This window comes from Myxococcus sp. CA056, assembly GCF_013336715.1.
Classification (GTDB): Bacteria; Myxococcota; Myxococcia; order Myxococcales; family Myxococcaceae; genus Myxococcus; species Myxococcus llanfairpwllgwyngyllgogerychwyrndrobwllllantysiliogogogochensis.
This window is the reverse complement of sequence record NZ_JABUMT010000025.1, coordinates 55592-80152: the sequence shown is the minus strand read 5'-3', so window position 1 is coordinate 80152 and position 24561 is coordinate 55592. Positions and strand designations below refer to the sequence as shown.

21 protein-coding genes and 1 pseudogene are annotated in these 24561 nt (G+C 69.5%); 14 read left to right on the top strand and 8 right to left on the bottom strand.

From position 1 onward, the window contains the following. Positions 1–31 precede the first annotated feature (31 nt). Positions 32–1279 carry a hypothetical protein gene (locus HUA76_RS46670; RefSeq protein ID WP_174464360.1) on the bottom strand — a complete coding sequence of 416 codons (1248 nt, stop codon included), beginning with the start codon at positions 1277–1279 and terminating at the stop codon, positions 32–34. Positions 1280–1282: 3 nt separating this feature from the next. On the opposite strand from HUA76_RS46670, the gene HUA76_RS46665 reads away from it, so the two are divergent. The 4 genes from HUA76_RS46665 to rsmA all read left to right on the top strand — a co-directional run bounded on the left by HUA76_RS46665 (position 1283) and on the right by rsmA (position 7850). Continuing rightward, complete coding sequence (locus HUA76_RS46665; RefSeq protein ID WP_174458126.1) at positions 1283–2968, top strand: J domain-containing protein; 1686 nt, start codon at positions 1283–1285, stop codon at positions 2966–2968. Between the two features lie 215 nt (positions 2969–3183). Then, on the top strand, positions 3184–5901 hold the full coding sequence (locus HUA76_RS44225; protein ID WP_174464359.1) for a response regulator: 2718 nt from the start codon (positions 3184–3186) through the stop codon (positions 5899–5901). A 57-nt stretch (positions 5902–5958) separates the two neighbouring features. Next, positions 5959–6954, top strand: a complete 996-nt coding sequence (gene tsaD / locus HUA76_RS44220; RefSeq protein ID WP_174464358.1) for a tRNA (adenosine(37)-N6)-threonylcarbamoyltransferase complex transferase subunit TsaD — start codon at positions 5959–5961, stop codon at positions 6952–6954. A gap of 14 nt (positions 6955–6968) precedes the next feature. Beyond that, a complete protein-coding gene (rsmA, locus tag HUA76_RS44215; protein ID WP_174458123.1) occupies positions 6969–7850 on the top strand; it encodes a 16S rRNA (adenine(1518)-N(6)/adenine(1519)-N(6))-dimethyltransferase RsmA in 882 nt (293 codons plus the stop codon). Positions 7851–7882: 32 nt separating this feature from the next. On the opposite strand, the gene HUA76_RS44210 is transcribed toward rsmA, so the two are convergent. Beyond that, the gene (locus HUA76_RS44210) at positions 7883–8164 is read right to left on the bottom strand and encodes a hypothetical protein (RefSeq protein WP_141647303.1); all 282 of its coding nucleotides are present in this window, start codon (positions 8162–8164) and stop codon (positions 7883–7885) included. A 227-nt stretch (positions 8165–8391) separates the two neighbouring features. Here HUA76_RS44210 and HUA76_RS44205 point away from each other — a divergent pair, with 227 nt between their 5' ends. The 5 genes from HUA76_RS44205 (at position 8392) to HUA76_RS44185 (ending at position 12065) form a co-directional block, all read left to right on the top strand. Further along, positions 8392–9036, top strand: a complete 645-nt coding sequence (locus HUA76_RS44205; protein ID WP_141647302.1) for a deoxynucleoside kinase — start codon at positions 8392–8394, stop codon at positions 9034–9036. 165 nt (positions 9037–9201) lie between these two features. After that, positions 9202–10134 (top strand): 3-methyl-2-oxobutanoate hydroxymethyltransferase, encoded by a 933-nt coding sequence (gene panB / locus HUA76_RS44200; RefSeq protein ID WP_174464357.1) that lies wholly within the window; start codon positions 9202–9204, stop codon positions 10132–10134. Positions 10135–10136: 2 nt separating this feature from the next. Further along, the gene (gene panC / locus HUA76_RS44195; protein ID WP_174464356.1) at positions 10137–10991 is read left to right on the top strand and encodes a pantoate--beta-alanine ligase; all 855 of its coding nucleotides are present in this window, start codon (positions 10137–10139) and stop codon (positions 10989–10991) included. Positions 10992–11007: 16 nt separating this feature from the next. Further along, the gene (smpB, locus tag HUA76_RS44190; RefSeq protein WP_141647299.1) at positions 11008–11499 is read left to right on the top strand and encodes an SsrA-binding protein SmpB; all 492 of its coding nucleotides are present in this window, start codon (positions 11008–11010) and stop codon (positions 11497–11499) included. A 32-nt stretch (positions 11500–11531) separates the two neighbouring features. Further along, entirely contained in the window at positions 11532–12065 is a 534-nt protein-coding gene (locus HUA76_RS44185) for a ClpXP protease specificity-enhancing factor SspB (RefSeq protein ID WP_174464355.1), read from the top strand. A gap of 52 nt (positions 12066–12117) precedes the next feature. Here HUA76_RS44185 and HUA76_RS44180 read toward each other — a convergent pair whose 3' ends face one another. From HUA76_RS44180 to HUA76_RS44155, 6 genes are all read right to left on the bottom strand, one after another. Then, a complete protein-coding gene (locus HUA76_RS44180) occupies positions 12118–14052 on the bottom strand; it encodes a serine/threonine-protein kinase (protein WP_174464354.1) in 1935 nt (644 codons plus the stop codon). 25 nt (positions 14053–14077) lie between these two features. Then, positions 14078–14419 carry a DUF971 domain-containing protein gene (locus HUA76_RS44175; protein WP_174464353.1) on the bottom strand — a complete coding sequence of 114 codons (342 nt, stop codon included), beginning with the start codon at positions 14417–14419 and terminating at the stop codon, positions 14078–14080. Positions 14420–14490: 71 nt separating this feature from the next. Then, the gene (locus HUA76_RS44170) at positions 14491–16197 is read right to left on the bottom strand and encodes an HD domain-containing phosphohydrolase (RefSeq protein ID WP_174458118.1); all 1707 of its coding nucleotides are present in this window, start codon (positions 16195–16197) and stop codon (positions 14491–14493) included. A gap of 19 nt (positions 16198–16216) precedes the next feature. Beyond that, positions 16217–17116, bottom strand: a complete 900-nt coding sequence (locus HUA76_RS44165; protein WP_174458117.1) for a peptidoglycan-binding protein LysM — start codon at positions 17114–17116, stop codon at positions 16217–16219. Beyond that, positions 17113–17562, bottom strand: coding sequence for a FecR family protein (locus HUA76_RS44160; protein ID WP_141647293.1), 450 nt, complete (start codon positions 17560–17562; stop codon positions 17113–17115). The genes HUA76_RS44165 and HUA76_RS44160 overlap by 4 nt, the downstream gene beginning before the upstream one ends. Before the next feature lie 60 nt (positions 17563–17622). Beyond that, a complete protein-coding gene (locus HUA76_RS44155; protein ID WP_174464352.1) occupies positions 17623–18426 on the bottom strand; it encodes a carbon-nitrogen hydrolase family protein in 804 nt (267 codons plus the stop codon). Between the two features lie 209 nt (positions 18427–18635). Between HUA76_RS44155 and rimP the strand changes: the two genes are divergently transcribed. From rimP to infB, 5 genes and pseudogenes are all read left to right on the top strand, one after another. Continuing rightward, a complete protein-coding gene (gene rimP / locus HUA76_RS44150) occupies positions 18636–19121 on the top strand; it encodes a ribosome maturation factor RimP (protein WP_141647291.1) in 486 nt (161 codons plus the stop codon). A gap of 61 nt (positions 19122–19182) precedes the next feature. Beyond that, a complete protein-coding gene (gene nusA / locus HUA76_RS44145) occupies positions 19183–20883 on the top strand; it encodes a transcription termination factor NusA (RefSeq protein WP_141647290.1) in 1701 nt (566 codons plus the stop codon). A gap of 91 nt (positions 20884–20974) precedes the next feature. Then, positions 20975–21193: a YlxR family RNase P modulator gene (locus HUA76_RS44140; RefSeq protein ID WP_246137650.1), complete on the top strand. Its 219-nt coding sequence runs from the start codon at positions 20975–20977 to the stop codon at positions 21191–21193. Between the two features lie 137 nt (positions 21194–21330). After that, positions 21331–21582 (top strand): annotated as a pseudogene (locus HUA76_RS46660) (translation initiation factor IF-2 N-terminal domain-containing protein); the annotation flags it as partial. A gap of 15 nt (positions 21583–21597) precedes the next feature. Beyond that, positions 21598–24513 carry a translation initiation factor IF-2 gene (infB, locus tag HUA76_RS44135; RefSeq protein WP_371745746.1) on the top strand — a complete coding sequence of 972 codons (2916 nt, stop codon included), beginning with the start codon at positions 21598–21600 and terminating at the stop codon, positions 24511–24513. Positions 24514–24561: the final 48 nt, after the last annotated feature.

Here is a 24561-nt window from a genome sequence, read left to right as displayed (position 1 = left end):
GGAGGAAGAGAAACGCGCTGAAGAAGCTCGCCTAGCTGAGGAGGCTCGGGTCGCTGAAGACGAGCGATTCGCTGAAGTGGCTCGGGTCCGTGCGGAGGAAGAGCGTCGCGAGGAAGAGGCTCGGCTCGCGGAAGAGGCTCGGGTTCGTGCGGAAGACGAACGCCGTGCTGAAGAGGCCCGATTCGCCGAAGAGGCTCGGCTGGCGGAAGAGGCTCGACTCGCCGAAGAGGCTCGGGTCCGCGCGGAGGAAGAGCGACGCGCTGAGGAGACTCGGCTCGCGGAGGAAGCTCGCGTTCGTGCGGAGGACGAGCGACTCGCTGAAGCGGCCCGGCTCGCCGAGGAGCGCCGCGAGGAAGAGGCACGACTCGCTGAAGCGGCACGACTCGCTGAGGAGCGCCGCGAGGAAGAGGCCCGGCTCGCGGAAGAGGCCCGACTTGCTGAAGAGCGCCGCGAGGAAGAGGCCCGGCTCGCGGAGGAGCGCCGCGAGGAAGAGGCTCGGCTCACGGAGGAAGCCCGGCTGGCGGAAGAGGGTCGACTCCGAGCCGAGGAAGAGCTCCGCGCGGAAGAAGCCCGACTCGCGGAAGAAGCCCGGCTGACGGAAGAGGCTCGGCTCCGCGCCGAGGAAGAACAGCGCGCCGAGGAAGCCCGTCTGGCCGAAGAGGCTCGGCTCCGCGCCGAGGAAGAACAGCGTACCGAAATCATCCGCCTGGCCGAAGAAGCCCAGCTTCTCGCAGAGGAAGAGCGACTCGCCGAGGAGGCCCGGCTCGCGGAAGAGGCCCGGCTCGCGGAAGAGGCCCGGCTCGCGGAAGAGGCGCGTCACGCCGAGGAAGTCCGTCTCGAAGTCGAGCGTCGCCGCGCGGATGCGGTGCGGCGCGCGAAGGAAGTGCGTCACGCCGAACAGGCCCGCCTCGCGGAGGAGCAGCGCCTCGCCGACGAGGCACGGCAAGTCGAGGAAGCGCGCCTCGCCGCCGATGCCCTCCAGTCCGACGAACAGCACATCGCCGAAGAGGCCCAGCTCGCGCCGGAGCAGGCCCTCCAGCTCCCCGCGCCCTCGGCCCCCACAGCTGACGCCTCGGACGACATCGACGCGCTCACTCTCGACGTCGGGGACATCATCCCCGCGGACCCCGATGAGCCGCCGCCTGCGAACCCCTTCCCCCGCGCCTCCAACGTCCCGCCGCTCGCTGCGTCTTCGTCCCAGGCGAGCCTCCCCCTCCATGCCGAAAGCCGCGAGGCCCTGCGAACGGCCAGGGAGCGCGCCCAGGCGGAGCTCCTCCACGACATGGAAGAGGCGCTGCGGCGCTCGAAGTCCCAGCCGCTCGAGCCCTGGCTCGCGGACGAGCCTCCGGGCACCGTGCCTCCCACCCGGACCCGGGACCGTGTCCCCGTCCAGGACGAGTCCTGGCGCGCGAAGGAGACCCTCCTCACGCCGCCGGCCGAGTCCGAGTCCGACCTGCCGCTGCTCGAGCTCGAACCCGAGCCCGAACCCGAGCTCTGGGCCGCCGCGGATCCGCTGCCCACACCGCCCTCCCTGCCTCCACGCACCGTCGCGGGGCCGCCCGTCCTCACCCCTGTCGCGCTGGACGGCCCTCCCGTCCTCATGCCCGTGGAGCCCGAGGAAAGCCCCGACGAGGAGTCTGTCGAGCAGGAGACCGACGACAGCCTGTGGGCCACCCGTCCCGCCCCCGTCGCCGCGCCGCCGCCGCTGCGCCTGGGGCCCACGCCCCCCAAGAGCGGCAGGGCCACCGAGGACGACCTCTGGCGCATCGTCTCATTCGACAAGGACGAGGCCGCCGAAACGCTGACCGCCTCCTTCGAGGCCGCGCTCCAGCACGTGGATGCCCACCTGGAGACGCTCGTCCGCTCGGATGTCAATCAGGCGAACGTCGACGAGCCTCCCGTTGAAGGCATCGTCGAGGCGACCATTGAATCGGACTTCGAGACCTTCCCCGGTGACAACACCGGCCCAACTGGCGAGACTGCGTGGTCCGAGCCGTCCGGTGATCTAGACGACTGGGATTTCGACGAGGACGACGTGGCGGCAGATCCCTCCAATCCCGACGAGGCAGCGAAGCTGCGGCGCCAGCGCCTGCTGCGCCGTGCCATGGAGAACATGGGCGTCCTCGGGAATCGGGGAGCCCCGGCCACCACCGCCGCGACGCCCGTGGCCGAGCCCGGCCCCACCGCCCCGGTCGCCGCCCCCTCCGAGCCCCCCAAGCCGGACGAGGCGCGCCACGCCCAGCAGATCGAGCAGCGCTTCGCCGACATCCAGGCCCGCCGCGACCACTTCTACGTGCTGGGCGTTTCCCAGGACTCAACGAGGGATCAGGTCAAGGCCGCCTTCCTCAGCCTGGCCAAGGTCTTCCACCCGGACCGCCTGCCGCCGACGCTGCCGCACCTCGCGCAGAAGATCACCTCCGTCTTCGAGGGCATCCGCGAGGCGTACGAGGTCCTCTACGACGATGCCCGCCGCAAGGCCTACATCCAGACGCTCCAGGCCCAGCAGTCGATGCCCAAGGCGCCCCAGTCCGGAGGCTCGTCGTCCCGCCCCGCGCCGGGCCGGCCGGAGAGCAGCCCCGACGACCTCTACAAGATGGGCGAGGTCTACTTCCGCAAGCGCGACTTCACCACCGCGTCGGACCACTACGAGCGCGCCTACGCGCTGGACCCCAAGGCGACCTACCTGGCCGCGCGCGCCTGGGCCATCTACATGGACCCCGCGCGCAAGGCGGACATGGCCAAGGCCAAGCAGATGATGGCGGATGCGGTCCGCACCGACCCGAACTGTGACCGTGCCCACTACCAACTGGGCGTCATCGCCCGCGTGGAGGGCGACATGGACCGGGCCGAGCGCCACTTCCGGGACGCGGTCCGCTCCAACTCCAAGCACCTGGAGGCGAACCAGGAGCTGCGGCTGATCGACATGCGGAAGAAGAACCCACCCAAGAAGGGGGGATTCTTCCGCTGAGGTCGCCTCTGGCGCCCCAAGTCCTACCCCGGCGGATGGGAGCCTCTGCCGGGGGCTCGCGCTACCCTCCGGGGACTGCTCACACCCCCTGGTTGAACGGGGGGCAGCCAGCTTCCCCGCCGCTCCAACCCATTGACATGCCTGGAAAGCGGGCAGGATGCTCCCCCGCGCCGGGCACTTCCGCGAATCGTCCTCCGTGATGAAAGGCAAGTAACGTGGCCAAGCAGCACCTGCTCCTGGTGGATGGGGACGCGAAGAGTCTTCGCGTGATGGAGGTCAGCCTGAAGAAGGCCGGCTTCTCCGTGACGACGGCCATCCACGGCAAGGACGCCATCGAGAAGGTGCAGATCAGCCCGCCGGATCTGGTGCTCGCGGACACCAAGATGCCGGAGATGGACGGCTTCGAGCTGTGCAAGGCGCTCAAGTCGGATGAGCGCTTCAAGTTCATCCCGTTCGTCTTCCTGACGAGTCAGAAGTCGGTCGAGTTCAAGGTGCGCGGCCTGGAGCTTGGCGGCGACGACTACCTGACCAAGCCGATCTACATCAAAGAGATCGTCACCCGCGTGAAGATGATCCTCCAGAAGGCGGAGAAGGAGAGGATCGAAAAGCGGGAGACGACGAAGGGTGGCTTCGCCGGCAGCCTCGCCGACATGGGCGTGGTGGACCTGGTCCAGACGTTCGAGATTGGCCGCAAGACGGGCGTCATCTCCATCCAGGGCGAGCGCACCGGCACCGTCTACTTCAAGGAAGGTCGCGTCATCGACGCGGAGCTGGGCCGGCTCAAGGGCGAGAACGCCTTCTACCGGCTGCTCAACACCTTCGAGGGCCAGTTCGACGTCCAGTTCACCTCGCTGGACCGGCCCGAGCGCATCGAGATCTCCACGCAGGGCCTGTTGATGGAGGGCATGCGGCGCCTCGACGAGTGGGGGCGAATGCTCGAGCAGCTGCCTCCGCTGGAGACGGTGTTCGAGATCGACTACCACCAGCTCGCCGACCGCCTCTCGGAGATTCCGGACGAGGTGAACGGGCTGTTGCGCCTGTTCGACGGCAAGCGCGCGCTGAGCCGCGTGGTGGAGGACTCGGACTTCGAGGACCTGGCCGCGCTGGGCATCATCAGCAAGCTGTACTTCGAGGGGCTCATCCGCGAGCTGGGCAACGCGCCGCTGGAGCCGGTGCAGAGCACCAAGCCCGGCATCGAGCAGTGGCTCAACGCGGCCCCGCCGCCGAGCGCCCCCGTGGAGCCCGCGCCGCAGGCCCCCGTCGCCGCGCCCGTGGAGCCGGAGCCGCCCGCCGTCGTCGCGCACGTAGAGCCGGAGCCGCCCGCCGTGCGCGCCATGCCGCACAGCGTGCTCGCGCCGCCCGCGGGAGTGGAGGAGGAGCCCGTCACGGCCCCGCCCGAGGAGCACTTCGCTCCCGCGCCGGCGGTGCCCGCCAACGTCGTCGTCTTCCACGCGCGCCCCAAGCGCCAGGGCCCGGCATACGAAGACCCGGCGGATGCGGATGGCGAAGCGCCCACGCTGCCGCCCGTGGTGGCGGAAGGCTCGTCCTTCCTCGTGGAGCCGCCGCCGGCCCACCGCGCCGTGGAGCATGCGCATCGCAGCCTGCTGCTCGACTGGAGCCGAGTGGACACGGAGGGCATCAGCGCGCCCACGACCTGGGGACCGGGCTCGGTGTGGTCGCCGGGCCCGCGAGGCTTCGGAACAAACGGGGGTTCCTCGGCGCACGCCCTGTCATCGAGCGCTCCCGCCGTGGAGCCCGCGCCCGCGCCGCGCGCCCCCATCTTCGGTGGGGCGGCGGTGGGGCCCAATCCCTTCCCGCCCGTTCCGCCTCCGACGCCCGCGCCTCCGTCTTCCGAGGTGACGCTGGTGAGCGGCGGTGAGTCCTCGACCGTCGACGTCGACACCATCGCGGAGGTCGAGGAAGTCCCCGCGTCCGCGCCGCCGCAGCTCGCGCTTCCTCCGTACCCGGGGCACGGTGTTCCCGAGCGCCCCGTCGTCGCGCCCGTCATCCCCGAGGAGCCGCCGACGCCGTCCGCGCCGCCTCCGGCCCTGGTCACCCCGGTGACGCCGACGCCCGTCATCACCGCCGCTGCGTCGCCCACGCCGTCCGTGACACCGTCGAGTCCTGCTTCCTCCGACTCCGACGTGGCTCCCGTTCGCCCCAAGCGCACGGGGCTCTACGTCGCGGGGGCGCTGGCCCTCATCGGCGCGGTGGCGGCGGTGGTCGTCATCGGAGGTCGAGGCGAGAAGCCGCAGGACACGCCGCCTCCCGAGCCGCCGAAGGTGGGGACCGTCCAGACGCCTCCTCCGTCCCAGGGCTCGGACGTCGTTCCGCCCGTGCCCACCGAGGCCGACTCGGGCACCCCCGTCGTCGAGGCGCCCGCCGCCGCGACGGATTCCGGCACCCCCGTCGTCGAGGCGCCCGCTACCGCGACGGATTCCGGCACGCTCGTTGTCGAGACGCCCGTGGCCGCCGGGCCGGACGCGGGCACCGCCGTGGTGGAGGCGCCGCCCGCGGTGGCCGACTCCGGCACGCCCCCTCCTCCCGCCGTGGACCCCGAGGTGGAGTACGCGGGGCTCATCAAGCAGGCTCGGTCCGCCACCGTTGGAAGTCGCTACAAGTCCGCGGCGGCGTTCTACCGCAAGGCGCTGCTCTTCAAGCCGGGCTCCACCGAGGCGAAGGCCGGACTGGGCATCGCCCTGGTCAACGGCTTCGAGTCGGATGCGGCCTTCCGCGAGGCCACGAAGCTGCTGATAGAGGTCGTGCGCGATGACGAGCGGAACTCGCGCGCCTGGCTGTCGCTGGGCATGGCCTACCAGTCCATCGGGAAGAATTCCCAGGCGGCCGACGCCTACAAGAAGTATTTGATGCTGGAACCCTCGGGGGCATCCGCCAACGAGGCCCGCGCGATGCTCAAGATGCTCGGCAACTGAGTGGGCGGCGGACCTCCCGGTACCTTCCCCGTCCTGCTGGAAGTGAAGTGAGTCGCCTTGCTCGTCCTCGGCCTGGAAACCTCCTGTGATGAGACCGCCGCCGCCGTCGTGGAGGACGGGCGGCGGGTGCTGTCGGACGTCGTCTCCACCCAGGTGGACATCCACCGGCGCTGGGGCGGCGTGGTGCCGGAGCTGGCCTCCCGCAACCACATCGTCCAGGTGATGCCGGTCATCCACGAGGCCCTGACGCGCGCCCAGAAGACGCTCGACGACGTGGACCTCATCGCCGTCACCTCCGGTCCGGGCCTCATCGGCGCGCTGCTGGTGGGACTCCAGGTGGCCAAGGGGCTGAGCCTCGCCACCGGCAAGCCCTTCGTCGGCGCCAATCACCTGGAGGGCCACCTGCTGGCCATCCGCTTGCTCGAGGATGCACCGGAGCCGCCGTTCCTCGGCCTCGTCGTCTCGGGTGGACACACCAGCCTCTACGACGTTCAGGCGTTCGGCCACTACAAGCTGGTGGGCAGCACGCGCGATGACGCCGCGGGCGAGGCGTACGACAAGACGGCGCGAATCCTCGGGTTGCCGTACCCGGGGGGACAGCCCATCGACGAGCTCGCGAAGAAGGGTGACCCGGCGGCCATCCGCTTCCCACGCGCGCTGCCGGGGGACAACTTCGACGTGTCCTTCTCCGGGTTGAAGACGGCGGTGCTCCACCACGTGCAGAAGCACGGCGTGCCCCAGGGACAGGCGCTGAACGACTTGTGCGCTTCGTTCCAGGAGGCGGTGGCGGACGTGCTGTCAAAGAAGCTGGTGGCCGCCGCGCGTCGGCTGGGCCACCGGAACCTCGTGCTGTGCGGAGGCGTGGCGGCCAACTCGCGCCTGAGGGCGCTGTGTCAGCAGCGCGCCGAGGAGCGGGGGCTGCGCATGTTCCTGCCGCCGGTGCGGTTGTGCACGGACAATGGCGCGATGATCGCCGTCGCGGGGTATGAGGCCTGGCGCCGCGGTCTGCGCGGAGACTTCCGTCTGGCGGCTGACCCCGCCTGGCGCATGTGAGCAAGGACACCCGGTTGGAATCGCCCAGAGACATCCTCAAGCGCCATGGCCTGCGCGCGAAGTACAGCTGGGGCCAGAACTTCCTCGGAGACGAGGAGGCCCTCGAGGCCATCGCGGACGCGCTGAACCTGCGCCCGGGTGAGCCCGTCGTCGAGCTGGGGCCCGGCCTGGGCCACCTCACCCGCTTCCTCGCCGCCACCGGTGCGCTCGTCACCGCGGTGGAGCGGGACAGGGACATGGTGACGGTGCTGGAGAAGGAGGCCATCCCCGGGGTGCGCGTGGTGGCGGGCAACGCCGCCACCGTGGACTTCGCCGAGGTCGCCGGAGCCCCCGAGGTCGCCGTCGCCGGCAACCTTCCGTATCACCTCACCAGCTCCATCCTCTTTCGCGTGCTGGAGCAGCGCGCCCGAGTCTCGCGCGCCGTCTTCACGCTGCAGAAGGAAGTGGTGGAGCGGCTCGCCGCCGAGCCCGGCACGCGCGAGTACGGCCTGCTCACCGTGCTGCTCGGGCTGCACTTCGACGCGGAGAACGTCCTCACGCTGGAGGCCTGGCGTTTCCATCCGCCGCCGAAGGTGGACTCCGCGGTGCTGTCACTCACGCGCCGCAAGACGCCGCGTGCGCCCATCATCGACGAGGCGCGCTTCACCCGCGTGGTGAAGGCGTCGTTCGCCCAGCGCCGCAAGACGCTGCTCAACTCGCTCAAGTCCGACAAGTCGCTCGGCACGCCCGCGGTGATGCTGGCCGCGCTGGAGACGGCGGGAATCGACCCGATGCGCCGCGCGGAGACGCTCGCGCCGGAGGAGTTCGCCGCGATTGAGCGCGCGCTCGGCCCCGTGGCTCCGGGCACGGTGACGCCCAAGGTGGACCTGTCCGACGAGGGTGGGGCGGAGGAGTAGGGGAGGGGCGGGCACTCGCCCGCCTGCCTGGCTTACCTGCAGCGCGTTCCGAGGGCCTGGAGCAGCCCGCCTTGTTGCTCCAGGAACGCGCGGAACTCCGCCTCGGGGATTCGCATGCGGGCCAGCACGTCGCGGAGGATTTCCTCCACGGTTCCGTCCTTGCGCCGCTTCAGCTCGAGGGCCGTCTTCAACAGCACCACGCCGTAGAGCGGGTCTGCTTCCACGGGAGGCTGCTCTGCCGGTGCCTTGGGCGCGGCGCTCTGGCGGGCCTCTTCGAGCCGCACCACCGTCTTCGCCCGCTGCCTTCCACTCATGACTGAAGGGCACCCCGCGCACACACCATGGAATCGGCGCGACCGTAAGGGGATGCCCCCCACAGCGTCAAGCGAGCGCTGGGGGTTCCCGTCATCGCCCAGGCCGTGGAAAATTGCCGATCCATCCGGCCATGTTGTGTTATCCGCGCCCCCACGCGAGGCCCCGCGTCCTCGTCAGAGGCGGGCATGGGCCGCACCGCGCATTCCGGGTCGGGAGGCCTCGGCGGATGGACTACCGGTACATCGTGGTCGAGGGGCCCATTGGCGTCGGAAAGACGAGCCTCTCCAACATCCTCTCGGAGCGGTTGAGCGCGCGGCGCGTCCTCGAAGTCGTGGAGGAGAACCCCTTCCTCTCCAACTTCTATACGGACCGGCAGAAGTTCGGGTTCCAGACGCAGATCTTCTTCCTCCTGTCGCGCTTCCGGCAGCAGCAGGAGCTGTTCCAGCAGGACCTCTTCCGCTCCGTCACGGTCAGCGACTACCTGTTCGCCAAGGACCGCATCTTCGCCCACCTCAACCTGGACGCCCACGAGCTGGCCCTCTACGAGCGCGTCTTCGAGGCGCTCGGGCCCCGCGTCACCAAGCCCGACGTCGTCGTCTACCTCCAGGCCCGCCTGGACGTGCTGCTCCAGCGCATCAAGAAGCGGGGCCGCGAGTTCGAACGCAAGTTCGACTCCACGTACCTGGAGGGCCTCGTCCACGCGTACAACAACTTCTTCTTCCACTACACGGAGACGCCGCTCCTCGTGGTGGATACGTCGGATATTGATTTCGTGAATAACGAGGCGGACCGGGAAGACCTGCTCGCCGCCATCCGGAAGGCGAAGCCGGGGACGCAGCACTACCTCCCCAAGGCATCCCGGCGGCCCTGATTTCGGGCTCCTGGTGGGTTGCCCGCTGATGAAGTCCCACGGGCGCCCTGGGGGCGTTAGACTGCTGGGGCCGACTTCGTGGCTTCCGGCGATCCCTTCCTGGGACGGCGAGGGGCAGCGAAGCGGCTTGAGCCGTATCCACCCTCACCCATCAGGAGGTGAACCGTGAAGGACAAGGTCACCATCCATTCGCTGAAGCGCTTCAAGCAGATCGGCCAGAAGATCTGCATGGTCACCGCTTACGACGCCACGTTCGCCCACATCCTGGACCAATCGGGTGCGGACGTATTGCTCGTCGGTGACTCGCTGGGCATGGTCGTCCAGGGACATGACTCCACGCTGCCCGTGACGATGGACCAGATGGTCTACCACTCGGCGGCCGTCACCCGGGGCGCCAGGAGGGCGCACGTGGTGGGAGATCTGCCCTTCTTGAGCTACCAGGTCTCCGCGCACGAGGCCGTCCGCAACGCGGGCCGGCTGGTGACGGAAGGCGGCGTGGGCAGCGTGAAGCTCGAGGGTGGCGCCGAGTTCGCGGACGTCGTCCGCGCCATCGTCCGCGCCAGCATCCCCGTCATGGGGCACCTGGGGCTGACGCCTCAGTCGGTCCACAAGATGGGCGGCTATGTCGTCCAGGGCCGTGACGAGGAGCAGGCGCGCAAGATTCTCGACGATGCGCTCGCCCTGGAGGCCGCTGGCGCCTACGCGCTGGTGCTGGAGGGCGTGCCGCTGGAGCTGGCGCGCACGATTACGCAGAGCCTGAGCATCCCCACCATCGGCATTGGCGCGGGACGTTATTGCGACGGGCAGGTGCTCGTCTGTTACGACCTCTTGGGAATGAACCCGGACTTCAAGCCCAAGTTCGTCAAGCGCTACGCCAACCTGCACGGCTCCATCACCGAGGCCGCCGGCGCGTTCTTCACGGAGATCCGCCAGGGCGCGTTCCCGGACGAGGACCACTCGTTCAAGGCGAGCAAGAGCATCCGCCTGGTGGCCCCCGCGGCCCTGGGCGCGGGTACGGGCAAGGCCCTCGAGGGCGAGGTCGCATCTCCCGTCGAGGGTGAGGAGAAGGTCGGCCCCGTCTACGGGATTCCGGTCTAGCCATGGCGCCCGCCGTCCTACGCACCGTGGATGAAGTGAAGACGTGGGCGGCGGGGCTGCGCCGTGAGGGGCGCCGGCTCGCGCTGGTGCCCACCATGGGCTTCTTGCACGAAGGGCACCTCTCGCTCATCCGCGAGGGGCGCCGTCGCGCCGACGTGGTGGCCGTCTCCATCTTCGTCAATCCCACCCAGTTCGGTCCCCGTGAGGACCTCTCGCGTTATCCGCGCGACTTCGACGGCGACCTGTCCAAGTGTGGCGAAGCGGGCGCCGACGTCGTCTTCGCGCCCGTGCCCGAGGCCATGTACCCGCCCGGCTACGAGACCTACGTCGAGGTGACGGAGGTCAGCCAGGGACTGTGTGGCGCCCGCCGTCCGGGGCATTTCCGGGGGGTGGCCACCATCGTCACCCAGTTGCTGGCCCTCTTCCGCCCCGATGCGGCCTTGTTCGGGGAGAAGGACTACCAGCAGCTCCAGGTCATCCGGGCGCTCAACCGGGACCTGCACCTGGGCGCGGACATCGTCGGGATGCCGACGGTTCGCGAGCCCGACGGGCTGGCGATGAGCAGCCGAAATGCCTACCTGTCCTCCGAGGAGCGGCAGCGAGCGCTGTCCCTGTCGCGAGGCCTCCGGGCCGCGCTGACGTTGCTGCAGGGCGGCACGCGGGATGCGGAGGCGCTGACGGGCGCCGTCCGGCACGAGCTGTCGTCCGCCGGGCTGCGTGAGGACTACGTGGAGCTGGTGGACGCCCAGCGACTCACGCCGCTTGCGTCGGTGGCCCCCGGACAGGCCGCTCGGCTGCTGGTGGCGGCCTTCAGCGGCAATACACGCCTCATCGACAACATGGCGCTTGGCGGTTAGGAGACCCAGGACACGTATGGCATCGGGTGGAAAGTCGAAGGGGCCGGCAGGCGGCGAGCAGGGAATCAAGGTCGTCGCCGAGAACCGGCGTGCGCGCTTCGACTACACCGTGGACGAAAAGGTGGAAGCCGGTCTGGAGCTGACGGGAAGCGAGGTGAAGTCGCTGCGACAAGGGGAGGCCAACCTCTCGGACGCGTACGCCCTGCCCAAGGGCAGTGAGCTGTTCTTGCTCAATGCCCACATCGGTTCCTACAAGTCCGCCAGTGTGTTCGACCATCTGCCCACGCGCGGCCGGAAGCTGCTGATGCACCGGGCGGAGATTGACCGGTGGACCACCAAGGTGCGGGAGCGTGGTTATTCCATCATCCCGCTTGTGCTGTATTTCAAGCAGGGGCGCGCCAAGGTGGAGCTGGGGCTCTGTCGGGGCAAGACACACGAAGACAGACGCCACGATATCAAGGAACGGGAGACGAAGCGGGAGATGGACCGGGCCGTGCGCCGTCGTTGAGCGCGCCCGCATTTCTCTCCGCCGTACACCGGATGGACGACACGAAGGATTTGGACAAGAAGGAGCGGCTGCTCGCCTCGCTGGACCAGGGGATGGTGATGATCCACCTGGACGCGCGAAGGCCGGGCGTGCTCGTTCCCGCATCACTCCGGGGAGAGGCCCATCTGCGCCTCAACCTGTCGTACCGCTTTGACCCACCGGACCTCACGGTGGGCGAGTGGGGTGTGCGTTGCACGTTGAGTTTCTCGGGCTCGCGCTTCACGGTGGCGGTGCCGTGGTCGGCGTTGTTCGCCATCGCCAGCCACGTGACGAAGGAGTCGTGGATGTACATGGAGGACATGCCGCCGGAGCTGCTTCAGCAGCCCGCCGCCGGGCGTCCTCCGCCGCAGCCGCTCCCCGTCCCCGTGGCCGCCGAGCGCCCGCGCACCTTCCTGCGCGAAGTGCCCACCGAGCCCGTGGATGAGGTGGCGCCACCGCCTCCGTCTCCGTCGGAAGTCCCGCCGCCCGAAGGGCCGAAGGACGACTCGCCTCCGCCGCGTCGGAGTCACCTGCGCCTGGTGAAGTGAGCGAACCCTGGGGGCCACGCGACACGGCGTGGCCCGCGCGGGGTGATGCTCCTCATCGCTGCAGCTTCACTTCGAGCTGCGCGGCCTTGGCTCCGGGGAAGGTGCCCTTCCAGGTGCGGTAGCCCTTGTGGCGCACCTGCACGGAGACGGGGCCCGCCGGATACAGGTTGTCGAGCGCGAGGGGCGTCGTCCCCACGGGCTTGTCGTCCACCAGCACCGTCGCACCCGAGGGCTCGCTCATGAGCATGAGCACGGGCGCGGCCATGGGCTGATTCACGCTGGCCATGAGTCGCCCCGTGAGTTGGGTGCGGTGGGGCCAGAGCCACACGCTGCCGCCCACCGCCGCCGCGAGGCCCACGAGCGCGATGACATATCGACCCCAGCGTTTCGGGACGCTGGATGCGGGCACCGCGTCAAAGGTGCTCTCCGGACGCGGAGCGCGTTCTTCCAGCTCCAACGCCTCGGGGCCCGCGCGAAGCACGCTCGGTGCCGAGGGCCTGCGCGGTGCGCCTTCGATGCTGTCGGCGAGGGACTGCGTGCCGGAGGCCACCTCTCGAAGAGCAGGTTGCGGCGGGGGACGCCGCGCGGAGGCGGCAGGTGCTCCGACCACGGCGCTGCCTTGAGGACCCGGAGGTGTCGCCCCGTAGGGTTTCGTCTTGGCGACCGGTGCAGGCGGCGCGGCGATGTTTCCGGGAGAAGGGCCACGAGCGGGGGGCGGAGCGTGGCTCCCCCTCGAATGGCTGGGAGCGCCCTGAGACGAGGGCACATGCGAGGCCTCATCCCCGAAGGAAGGGAATGCACCCGCCGCGAGAGACCCGGAGCCATCCTCGTCCGGAGTCGAGAACGCGCCCGGGGCCGGTGGTGCGAGCCGTGCGGCACAGACGGCGCAGGGCGCGCGAGGCGCGGACAACGGCGAACCACAGCGAACGCAGCGGTGGATGAGCCGTCCACTCGAGCTCAGCTCGATACCCGCCAGCTCCGAGGGCTCGTCCGTCTCCGATGAGAAGGGAGGCGCTTCCGGCGCGAGCGACCTCGACGGGGCAGCTTCCGAAGACACGTCGCTGGCTGTCTCGCCCTGTTCCTTCAGCGTGGGGGGCAAGGGCAGCGTGGACAGGAAGGCGGTGAGGGCATGCGCGGTCGCGGGTTCACCCGACCGGGCGAGCCACCGCGCGAGCACCTCGGCCACGGCCTCCGGCGAGGCAAAGCGAGCCTCGGGCGCGCGGGCCATCATGCGCTGCACCGCGGCGGCGAGCGGCGCGGGCACGTCCGGTGGTAGCGGCGGCACCTCCCGCGAGACGATGGCCACCGCGACGGAGCCCGGTTGCGACGTGGCCGCGAAGGGATGCGCGCCGGTGAGCAGCTCATGGAAGACGATGCCCAGGGAGAACTGGTCGCTCAGCGCGGTGGCGGGCTCTCCCTGGAGAACCTCGGGGGCGCTGTAGGCTTCCTTGCCCTTGAAGAGCCCCGGTTCGGTGAAGGACGCACCGTTGAACCGCGCGATGCCGAAGTCCGTCACCTTCACCTCGCCCTCGCGGGACACGAGGATGTTGGACGGAGACACGTCCCGGTGCGCCACCAACAGTGGACGACCCTCGTGGAGCTTGCGGTAGGCGTGGTGCAGGCCCGCGAGCGCCTGGAGCGTGACGAAGGCCGCGAGGTGCGGAGGAAAGCGCTGTCGCTGGCGCGCGGCGAGGCGCAGCAACACGCCCAAATCCCACCCGTCCACCAGCTCCATCACCAGGAAGAGGCCCGAGGGACTCTCGCCCACGTCGAACACGGTGGCGATGTTCTGGTGCTGCAACTGTGTGGCGAGTCGGGCCTCGGCCAGGAACATCCGCGCGATGTCGGGCTCCTGGGCCAGGTGCGGGAGGATGCGCTTGATGGCGACGGTGCGCTCGAAGCCCTCCGCGCCCCGGGCCACGCCGAGGAACAGCTCCGCCATGCCTCCGGAGGCCAGGGGCCTGACGAGCCGATAGCGTTCGTTCACGGCGGGCTCTCCGGGGCAGTCGCTCTCAGGCGGTGGGGGGCTGGGTGAGGTCGCGCAGCAGCTTCCAGGGGTAGATGCCGGTGGTGTGGCCATCGCTGAAGGCGAAGGTCAGCGCGTAGTTGCCCACCGGGTGAACCTGCTTGACGCGCAGGTCCGCGGGCACCTTGGTCTGGTCCAGCGTGCGCTGGTTCGTCCACTCGTCCACGCAGCCAGCGCAGGGGCACTGCTGACGCAGCGCCTGTGCGGAGACGCCCGATTTCGTGCCGTCGTCCCACGTCAGCTCCAGGTGGGAGCCGTCGGGTGACAGGCGGGCGTCCGTCGCGGTGGCGGAGGGAGTCGAGGGTTTGATGCGGTCCCAGAAGCTCAACGTTGCACCTTTCGAAATCTCAACAGCGGTGCGCCCTCCCTAGCATCCTTCCGGGTCGGGGGGCGCGCGACTCACGAGGCGAGCTTGACGGGCAGCCGGTGGCCTTCCAGCCGCACGCCCTTCTTGGCCACCACCCGTTGCAGGGCCGCCACCACCTGCGGGTCCAGCTGCGCGCCGGTGAGGCTGTCGAGAATCTCCATCGCCTTCTCCAGCGGCATGGCCTTCTGGTACGGGCGGGTGGAGGTGCAGGCGTCGAAGGTGTCCGCGCAGGCGACGATGCGGGCCAGCAGGGGAATGTCGTCGCCCCGGAGCTTGTCGGGATAGCCCGTGCCGTCCCATCGCTCGTGGTGGTGGCGCACGCACGCGCGCACCGCGCCCAGGAAGCTCACCGGGCCGATGATGGCGTCGCCGATGGCCGGGTGCTCGCGCATGATGGCCATCTCCTGGTCCGTCAGCTTCGTCTGCTTGCAGAGGATGGACTCGACGATGCCAATCTTGCCGATGTCGTGGAGGATGCCGCCGTACTGGAGCTGTCGCAGCTCGCGCTCGGTGAGGTTCAGCTCCCGGCCAATCTCCACTGACAGGTCGCCCACCCGCTGGCTGTGGCCGCGCGTGTACGCGTCCTTGGAGTCGATGGAGTTGGCCAGCGCGACGATGGTCTCGAGATAGCCCTTCTCCAGGCTCTCGTAGAGGCCGCGGTTCTCCATGTCGTACGCGAGCAGCTGCTTGCTCATGTAGTTGAACGTCTGGGCCAGCTCGCCCACCTCGTTCTTCTGCGGAATCTTCACCTCCACGCCGAACTTCCCGCGCGCCAGCTCCAGGGCGCCGTCGGTGAAGACCTTCAGGGGGCGCGTGAGGTTGCGCGAGAAGAGGGCCGCCATCACCAGGGCGACGAGGATGGCCGCGCCCAGCCCCAGGAGGATGCGGCGCTCCATCGTCTCCACCTGGCGATAGGCGTGCTCCACCGGCTGCTCGGAGACGATGGCCCAGCCCGTCTCGGGCAGCACGGTGTATGCCGCCACCACCGCGTCGCGGCCCTCGCCGAAGTTGCCCACGTGGAACAGCTCCGCGTCGGGCGTGCTGGCCAACTGCCGCAGCAGGTGCGCCACGGGGCTGCGCTGGGAGACATCTCCGCCCAGTGCCGCCACGCCGCCTCCGCCGACGACGAGGTGGCCGCGATGGTCCGACAGGTACGCGAAGCCCGTGCTGCCCACGCGCTCCTGCTCCAGCATCTGTCGCAGGCCCGCCAGGGACAGGTCCGCGGTGATGAAGCCCTTCACCGGTTCGCCCACGGGGAACGCCAGCGTCACCACCGGCCCACCGCCGCCGGTCGCCACCACGTCGGAGTAGCGAGGCCCCTCCATGCCGCCCTCGAGCAGCGCGCGACCGCGCTCCTCGTGCGAGGCGAGCGCGGTGGGCGGCACGTCGTGACGCGAGAAGGCCTGGAGTCCGGGGAGTCGCTTCCCATCCGGGCCGAAGACGGTGAGGGCCAGCACTTCGCGTCGCTGAGAGAGCACCGAGGCCAGGTGCGTCTGCTGTGCTTCCAGGGGCAAGCCGAAGAAGTCCGGAACGCGGGCCAGGCCCATGACGGCCTCGGTGGGCTCGCCCAGGAAGATTTCGGCCTTGAGGCGCAGCTGCTTCACGCGCTCCTGCGCCAGCTCCTGCGCGTCGCGCACCAGCAGCTCGCGGGTATGTGTGACGGACAGCCACCCCACCATCAGCGTGGGGACGATGCTCACCACGAGCATCAACAGGAGGATGGCTTTGAACAGGCGCACGGGGCGACTCCTCCAGGGACTACTGCCACTGGCCCTTCTGGACTTCGAGTTTGAGTCGCTCGGGGACGAGCTCGAACCGACGGACCACCGACGGCTCGGACCGGCCCGAGGCGCCCACCGCCCGCACCGTCCACCAGTAACGCCCCGCGGGCAGCACTGGCAGCTTCAGCTCCGGCGACGTGGCCGTCTGCGTGACGACGGCCGCGCCCTGCGTGTCTCGGGCGACTTCGACCTCATAACGCTCCACGCCCGTCACCGCCGCCCACGTCAGCTTCACCGGACCCAGGTGTCCCTTCGCGTCCGCGCGTCGCTTCAGCACCGCGCCCTGTTCGGGCTGCTCGGGCTGGGGGGGCGCGAGCGGCGTGGCAGGGACTACGGGAGGTCGTCCCTTCTCCACGAGCACGGTTTCACCTGGGGCGACGGGCCGCGTGACGCCCTCGGCCTCCACGCGGACGGGGGGGCCTCGGGTGACGCTGACGGTGGTGGTGCCCGCGTCCGGCTCCACGTGCACGCTGAAGGTGGAAGGGTGGGGCGCTCGCCCCCCTGACACCATCGTCCCGGCCGCGTTGGCCGCCTCGGACGCCTGCGCATAACGCGCGGTGCGGAAGTAGACCTCGGCTTCACTCAGCCGTGCCTCCGCTTCCGGCAGGACTCCGGTGCCCTTCGCCTGTGCGACGAGGGTGCGCGCCGTCTCCAGGGCCTTGAGGGCCAGCCCCCGCTCCTGACCGGGGAGCTTCAGCCGCGTGCCCGGCGCGACGGCATCCGAGGACAGGCTGTTGAGGGCGCGCAGCTCCGCGGTGGCGTTCGCGTCTCCGAGCACGCGCTCGGCCACTTCCCGCAGGGACTCCTGGGGGCCCACCACGGTGGTGTCCGGGGGCGCGGCGCTCAGCCACGCGAGCAGGAGCAGTGCCGTCTTCATTGGAAGACAATCTCCCTTCCTGCCTGGATGGTGGCCGCGGGCGTGTTGACGGAGAGCGACTGCGTGGAGGGGCGCTCCAGCTCCGCGTCGATGCGGCCGCGCAGCACCGTCAGGTCCGTGCGCGGACGGCCCGGCCTCGGACGCGTCTCCGCGATTCCAATGAGCGAGTCACCGCCCAGGTGCACCATGCTCCCGTTGCCGCTGAAGACGAGGTCCGCGCCCGCGCCCGCCTCGGTGCGCACCTTGTCGTTCTCGAACAAGGGGACGCCGTCGCTGGCGGTGCTCCACTCGTCGGCGATGGAGCGTTTGATTTGGACGTTCCCTTTCAACCCTCGCAGGTGCGCGCGGGGCACGGGCGCCGGAGTCGTGGACGTCGTGGGCACGGCGGGCGCGTCCTCGGCGGTGCAGCCGAGCGGCGAAGCCGGGAGCGCGAGCGCGAGCAGCATGGGAAGCCAACGTCGACCATTCACGAGAAGGGGACCGTCCGGAAATCAGGTTCCCCCAGGCTAGTCCAATCGGCGGTGTCGCAGGCAGGGGAGGTCGCGACGGATGCGCGCTTGGAGTTCCAGGTCCACCGGCGCGACGGCCAGGCCCTCGCCCTCCGACGCCCTCGCCGTCACCAACCCCCAGGGGTCCACCACCATGGCGTGGCCATACGTCTGCCGTTGCGCCGAATGCCTGCCGCCCTGGGCGGGCGCCAGCACGTACGCCTGGTTTTCGATGGCGCGCGCCCGCAGCAGCACCTCCCAGTGGTCCTTGCCCGTCATCATCGTGAAGGCCGCCGGCACCGCCAGCAGCGTCGCCCCGTCCTTGGACAGCCGGCGGTACAGCTCAGGGAATCTCAAATCGTAGCAAACCGAGAGCCCGAGCCGCCCCACCTCCGTGTCCGCCGCGACGACCTCCGTCCCCGGCGCCACCGCCGCGGACTCCTGATAGGTCGCACCATCCCCCACCTCGACGTCGAACAGGTGCATCTTCCGGTAGACGGCCCGTCGCTCGCCATCCGGGCCGAAGAGGACGCTGGTGTTGTAGAGCCGCCCGCCAGGGGCGCCGGTCTCCAGGACGCTGCCCGCCAGGAGCGTCACCTTCCGCTCGCGCGCCAGCTCCGCCATCCGGGCGAGGGTGGGGCCATCCAGGCCCTCCGCCGCGCCCTGCCTTTCTGGCTCGGGTCCCATCCAGGAGAAGTTCTCTGGCAGTCCCACCAGGCGGGCGCCCAGGTCGCAGGCGCGCCGGACGAGCCGGGTGGCGACTTCCACGTTGTGGGCCTTGTCCGCGGTGGACACCATCTGGGCGGCGGCGATGAGGTGCATGGGCGCGTTATAACGCCCGCCCGGCACGCGGAACCCCTGGGAATTCCTTGCCCTGTTGGCCAGGTTTCACGGGACCCGAGAGGGAGCGTCCTTCCTTTACACCCCGCTGGGGCGTGTGTTACGGACGCGCCCGACATTTTTCGATGTGCACCTCGAAAAGTGGGCCGCCGTGCCCGCTTTTCGCGTTTTTGGAGCCTGGTTTCCCAGTTATGTCGGAGAAGAACCTCAAGCAGACGGTGGAGGAACGGGCCCTTTCGGTGCTCGAGCCCCTCGTTGCGGGCGAGGGCCTGGAGCTCGTGGACCTGGAGTTCATCCGGGAACGCGAGGGCTGGGTGTTGCGGCTCTTCATCGACAAGCCAGGGGGCCGGGTGGGACTGGACGAGTGCAGTCAGGTGTCCCGCGCGGTGGACCCGGTGCTGGACGTGGAGGACTTCATTCCCCACGAGTACAGCCTGGAGGTCTCCAGCCCCGGGGTGGATCGGCCGTTGAGGAAGCCGACCCACTTCGCGCAAGTTCAGGGGCAGAAGGTGAAAGTGAAGACGTTCGGGCCGGTGGGCGAGCCGCCGCGAAAGAGCTTCACTGGCACGCTGACCGGGGTGGCGGGCGACAGTATCTCGGTGGAGGTGGAAGGTGCCGGAACCTTCCACATCCTCTTCAAGGACATCGCCAAGGCGAACCTGGAGTTCGAGTTCTAGACGTCGACATACAGGGCACCCTGCCGCGCGGGGGGCCCGTGGACCCATTCAGGAGAAGACAATGCCTACGCAACAAGCCAACCCGACCGTCAACCTCAACCTTGTCCTGGACCAGGTCGCCAAGGACAAGGGCATCGACCGGGCTGTGCTGATTGCCACCCTCGAGGATGCGATGAAGACCGCGGCCAAGAAGCACTTTGGCCAGGACCGCAACCTCGAGGCCAAGTACGACGCGGACAAGGGCGTGGTGGAGCTGTTCCAGGCCATCACCGTGGTCGAGGAGATCACCGACCCGGTTCAAGCGGTCAATCAGATCAACCTGACCGAGTCGCACAAGAAGGGCATGGAAGTGGAGCCCGGCGACGAGCTCGTCTTCCAGATCTTCTACCGGGACGAGGACGCCAACGAGGCCAAGGCCCAGGACGACCAGTACGGCGACATCCTCCGGCTGAAGACCTTCCGCCGCGGCTTCGGCCGTATCGCCGCGCAGACGGCCAAGCAGGTCATCCTGCAGCGCACGCGGGACGCGGAGCGCGAGAACGTCTTCAACGAGTACAAGGACCGCAAGAACGAGATCGTCACCGGTATCGCCCGCCGGTTCGAGCGCGGCAACATCATCGTGGACCTGGGCCGCGCCGAGGCCGTGCTGCCGGTGCGCGAGCAGGTCCCGCGAGAGACGTACCGCCCCGGCGACCGCGTCCAGGCCTACGTGCTGGACGTGCTGCGCGAGTCCAAGGGCCCGCAGATCGTCCTCAGCCGCGCCTCCGTGAACCTGCTCACCAAGCTGTTCGAGATGGAGGTGCCCGAAATCGCCGAGGGCATCGTCGTCATCGAGGCGGCCGCGCGTGAGCCGGGTGGCCGCGCGAAGATCGCCGTCTCCAGCCGCGACTCGGACGTGGACCCGGTGGGCGCGTGCGTGGGCATGAAGGGCAGCCGCGTGCAGGCGGTGGTGCAGGAGCTGCGCGGGGAGAAGATCGACATCGTCCCGTACGATGAAGACCCGGCGCGCTTCGTGTGCTCGGCGCTGGCGCCCGCGGAGGTCAGCCGCGTCATCATCGACGAGGCCAACCACGCCATGGAGCTCATCGTCCCGGACGACCAGCTCAGCCTGGCCATTGGCCGGCGCGGACAGAACGTGCGCCTGGCGGCCCAGCTGACGGGCTGGAAGCTGGACATCAACAGCGAGAGCCGCGTGCGCGAGATGCGCGAGTTCGCCAGTCGCTCGCTGGGTGCGCTGCCGGGCGTCAACGAGATGCTGGTGGAGACGCTCTACGCCCACGGCTTCCGGCAGGCCCGGGACGTGGCGGAGGCCAACGCGGAGATGCTGGCGCAGATCCCCGGTGTGGACCCCGCCCGTGTCCCCTCCATGCAGGAGGAGGCCCGCAGGCGCATGGTGGAAGACCAGGCGGAGCTGTCCCGCATGGATTATGAAAGGGAGCAGGCCCGGCTGGCCGAGGCGCGCCGCCACCCCGACGAGCTGTCCCAGACCGAGCGCATGGCTCGCGTGCGCGGCGTTGGCGAGAAGACCATCGAACAGCTCGTGGCGTCCGGCTACCGCACGGTGGAGGACATCGCCAACGAGAAGGACCTGGCGAAGCTGGGCGACGTTCCGGGTGTGGGCATCAAGAAGGCCCGCCAGCTCAAGAGCGCGGCGGAAAACTACCTCGTGGAGGAGGCCAAGCTGCGCACGGAGCTGAACGCCGAGCGCGGTATTACGACGGCGACCCTGGACGGTGGCGCGGAAGCCACCAAGTCGCCGTAAGCTAGGAAGAGTGAAGAGGAGAGGGGATGTGGGGCGCCCAGCAGGTCGCTTGGTACCAGCGGAGCAGAGCGCGCGGTCAGGCCCGGTCCGGATGTGCGTCGGATGCGGGTCCAAGCGACCGCAGGCGGAGCTCACCCGGTTCGTGATAGGGCCTGGGGGCGCTGTCGTGGTGGACAGGGAGCGGCGGCTGCCCGGACGGGGCGCCTACCTGTGCGGTGTCGGTTGTATGACGGCAGCGCTGAAGCGGAAGGCGTTTGGTCGGGCCTTTCGCGGGAAGGCGGGGTTGGTAGACCCGTCGCAGCTCGGGTAGGCATAGGAGCCTGCGCCATGAGGGCGGAGGGGTGTTGGGGGGGAGTGGGTGTTAAGGACCACTCGCACACATTTTCGGGTTTGAGCTAGGGTGCTGCGCCCCGGAGTCGCCGGGTGCGGCAGGCCAACAAGGGCAATATGTCGAAGAAGCGCGTCCACGAAATCGCCAAGGAGCTCAAGGGCCACGGCATTGAGCTCGACAACAAGGAGGTCGTAAACGAGCTGTCCGCGCTCGGTTACGACGTCAAGAGCCATTCGTCCTCCCTCGATGACGACCAGGCGACCGCCGCCGTCCAGAAGATCCTGGACAAGCGCAAGCCGAAGCAGGCAGCGCCTCCCGTGACGGCGAAGGGGTTCGTGGTGCGCCGCAAGGTGGGCCCGCCCGCGGGCTCCGCCGAAGCGGGCATGGAGTCGCACTCCGCGGACTCCCATGACCACTACGATTCCGGACCCGTTGAGTCCGCTCATCCCCCCGTCGAGGCCTACCAGCCTCCCGAGGAGGCGCCTCGCGCCGTGGAGCCCCCGCCCGTCGCTGTCGAGACGGCTCCGGCTCCCTCCGTGGAGGAGTCTCCCGCCGTCACCGCCGCGCCCGCGGCTCCGACGGCTCCCCCGGTGACCGAGCAGCAGCCCGCTCAGGCCGCCACGCCTCCAGCCGCAACGGAGGCCCCCAAGGCCCCGGTCGAGGCGCCTCGCGCCCCCGCCGTTCCCCCAGCTGCCGCCGCGCAGCCTCGTTCCCCTTCTCAGGAGAGTACCCACTTGCCCCAACCCCCTCCGCGCTCGCCGGTTCCGCCGACTGTCCGGACGTCTTCTCCCCCGTCTTCGTCCGCGACCGTCGTGTCTCGGGGCCCCGCGCCGGGCTACGGGCAGCGGAGCGGTCCCTCGGGCGGTGGTCGTCCGGGTGGCCCGGGTGGTCCTGGTGGACGTCCCGGTGGTCCGGGCGGTCCGGGTGGACGTCCTGGTGGTCCGGGCGGTCCGGGTGGACGTCCCGGTGGTCCGGGCGGTCCGGGTGGGCGTCCCGGTGGTCCGGGTGGTCGTCCGAGCTATCCGTCGTACCAGAGCCAGAGCACGCGTCCCGGCCAGGGGCCGGTGCGTCCCAGCTCCGCTCCTGGAGCGCAGGCCTCCGCGGGCGGCACCGCCGCGCCGCAGGGTCCCACCATCATGGTGGGCGGTGTGCCGCACGCCCAGGTGTCTCCGACGGGCGGTCAGGCGCGTCCCACGGCCACTCAGGCCGTCGTCATCTCGCGCCCGCTCATCCAGGTGCGTCGGGTCACCCCCACGGCCGGCCAGGCGAAGCAGTACCCCATGGCTCCGGGCCGCGCGGGCATCCCCGAGCGCCGTGAGTACAAGGTGGTTCCGGACCATCTGGGCCGGGGCCGCGAACTGGTGGACGTCTCCAAGAACAAGGAGCGTGGCCAGCGCAAGCGCACCAGTGGCGATACGACCAGCGTGTCCAAGCAGGAACTGACGGACATGGTCTGGGGCCGCGTCACCATCCCCATCCGTGGCAAGAAGAAGAAGCCCACGAAGAAGGGCGCCAAGACGCAGATCACCCAGATGGCCGAGGAGAAGAAGGTCATCAAGCTGCAGGAGGGCATTTCGGTGTCCGACCTGGGCCAGCGCATGGGTATCCGCAGCGCGGAGCTCATCAAGAAGCTGATGGCGCAGGGGAAGATGGCCACGGCCAACCAGCTGGTGGACGCCGACACGGCGGAGACCATCGCCAGCGACTACGGCTGGAAGATCGAGCGCGTGGGCTTCGAGGTGGAAGACTACCTGCCCGAGGTGGAGGCCCGTCCCGAGGACGAGCGTCCGCGTCCGCCGGTCGTCACCATCATGGGCCACGTCGACCACGGCAAGACGAGCTTGCTGGACGCCATCCGCAGCGCCAACGTGGCGTCGGGCGAGGCGGGCGGCATCACCCAGCACATCGGCGCGTACAGCATCACCACCGCGCGGGGTGACGTCACCTTCCTGGATACGCCGGGTCACGAGGCCTTCACGTCCATGCGCGCCCGCGGCGCCAACGTGACGGACATCGTGGTGCTGGTGGTGGCCGCCGACGACGGCGTGATGCCGCAGACGGTGGAGGCCATCAAGCACGCGAAGGCGGCGGAAGTCCCCATCGTCGTCGCCATCAACAAGATGGACGTGCCCGGCGCCAACCCGGACCGCGTGAAGAAGGACCTGGCCGCCCACGAGCTCGTCCCGGAAGAGTGGGGCGGCGACACCATCATGGTTCCCGTCTCGGCCAAGACGAAGCAGAACCTGGACCTGCTGCTGGAGAACCTGGCGCTGCAGGCCGAGGTCCTCGAGCTCACGTCCAACCCGAACCGCCCGTCGGTCGGCGCCATCATCGAGGCCAAGCTGGACCGCGGCCGTGGCCCGGTCGCCACGGTGCTGGTGCAGGAAGGCACGCTCAAGCTGGGCGACGCCGTCGTCACCGGCTCGCACTACGGCCGAGTCCGCGCGATGAACAACAGCCGCGGCGAGATGGTGAAGGAAGTCAAGCCGGGCTACTGCGCGGAGGTCATCGGCCTGTCCGGTGTTCCCACCGCGGGCGACGCCATCAACGTGGTGGCGGACGAGAAGGCGGCCAAGCAGATCGCCGAGCACCGCAACATGAAGGAGCGGCAGACCGAGCTCGGCAAGGTCAGCCGTGAGTCCCTGGAGCAGTTGTTCGCCAAGACGAAGGCGGGCGGCGGTCCCAAGGAGCTGCGCGTCGTCATCAAGGCGGACGTGCAGGGCTCGGCCGAGGCCGTCAAGCAGGCCGTCCAGAAGCTCTCCACCCACAAGGTCAAGGTGGAGGTCGTCCACTCCGGAGTGGGCGCCATCACCGAGGGCGACGTGATGCGGGCGGCCGCCTCCAAGGGCGTGGTGCTCGGCTTCAACGTCCACCCGGAGTCGGGTGCGGAGGCCGCGGCCAAGGCTCAGGAAGTCAACCTGCAGAGCTACACCATCATCTACGAGCTCATCGACGGGGTGCGCTTGGAGATGGAGGGCTTGCTGGAGCCCATCCGCACGGAGAAGAAGCTGGGCCGCGCGGAGGTCCGCAACACCTTCAACGTTCCTCGCCTGGGCACCATCGCCGGCGCGGCGGTGTTGGATGGTGTGATGAAGCGAGGCGCCATCGTTCGCCTCATCCGCGAGAACAAGCAGCTGTTCGCCGGGAAGATGGCGTCGCTGCGGCGCTTCAAGGACGACGTCAAGGAGGTCGCTCAGGGCTTCGAGTGCGGTATCGGCATCGAGAACTTCAACGACCTCAAGGCCGGCGACATCATCGAGGCCTACGAGATCGAAGAGACCCGGCAGAGCCTCACCTAGTCTTCCGCCGCGTGTCCTCTCGCCCCCGGGAAGGCCCCACCTTCCCGG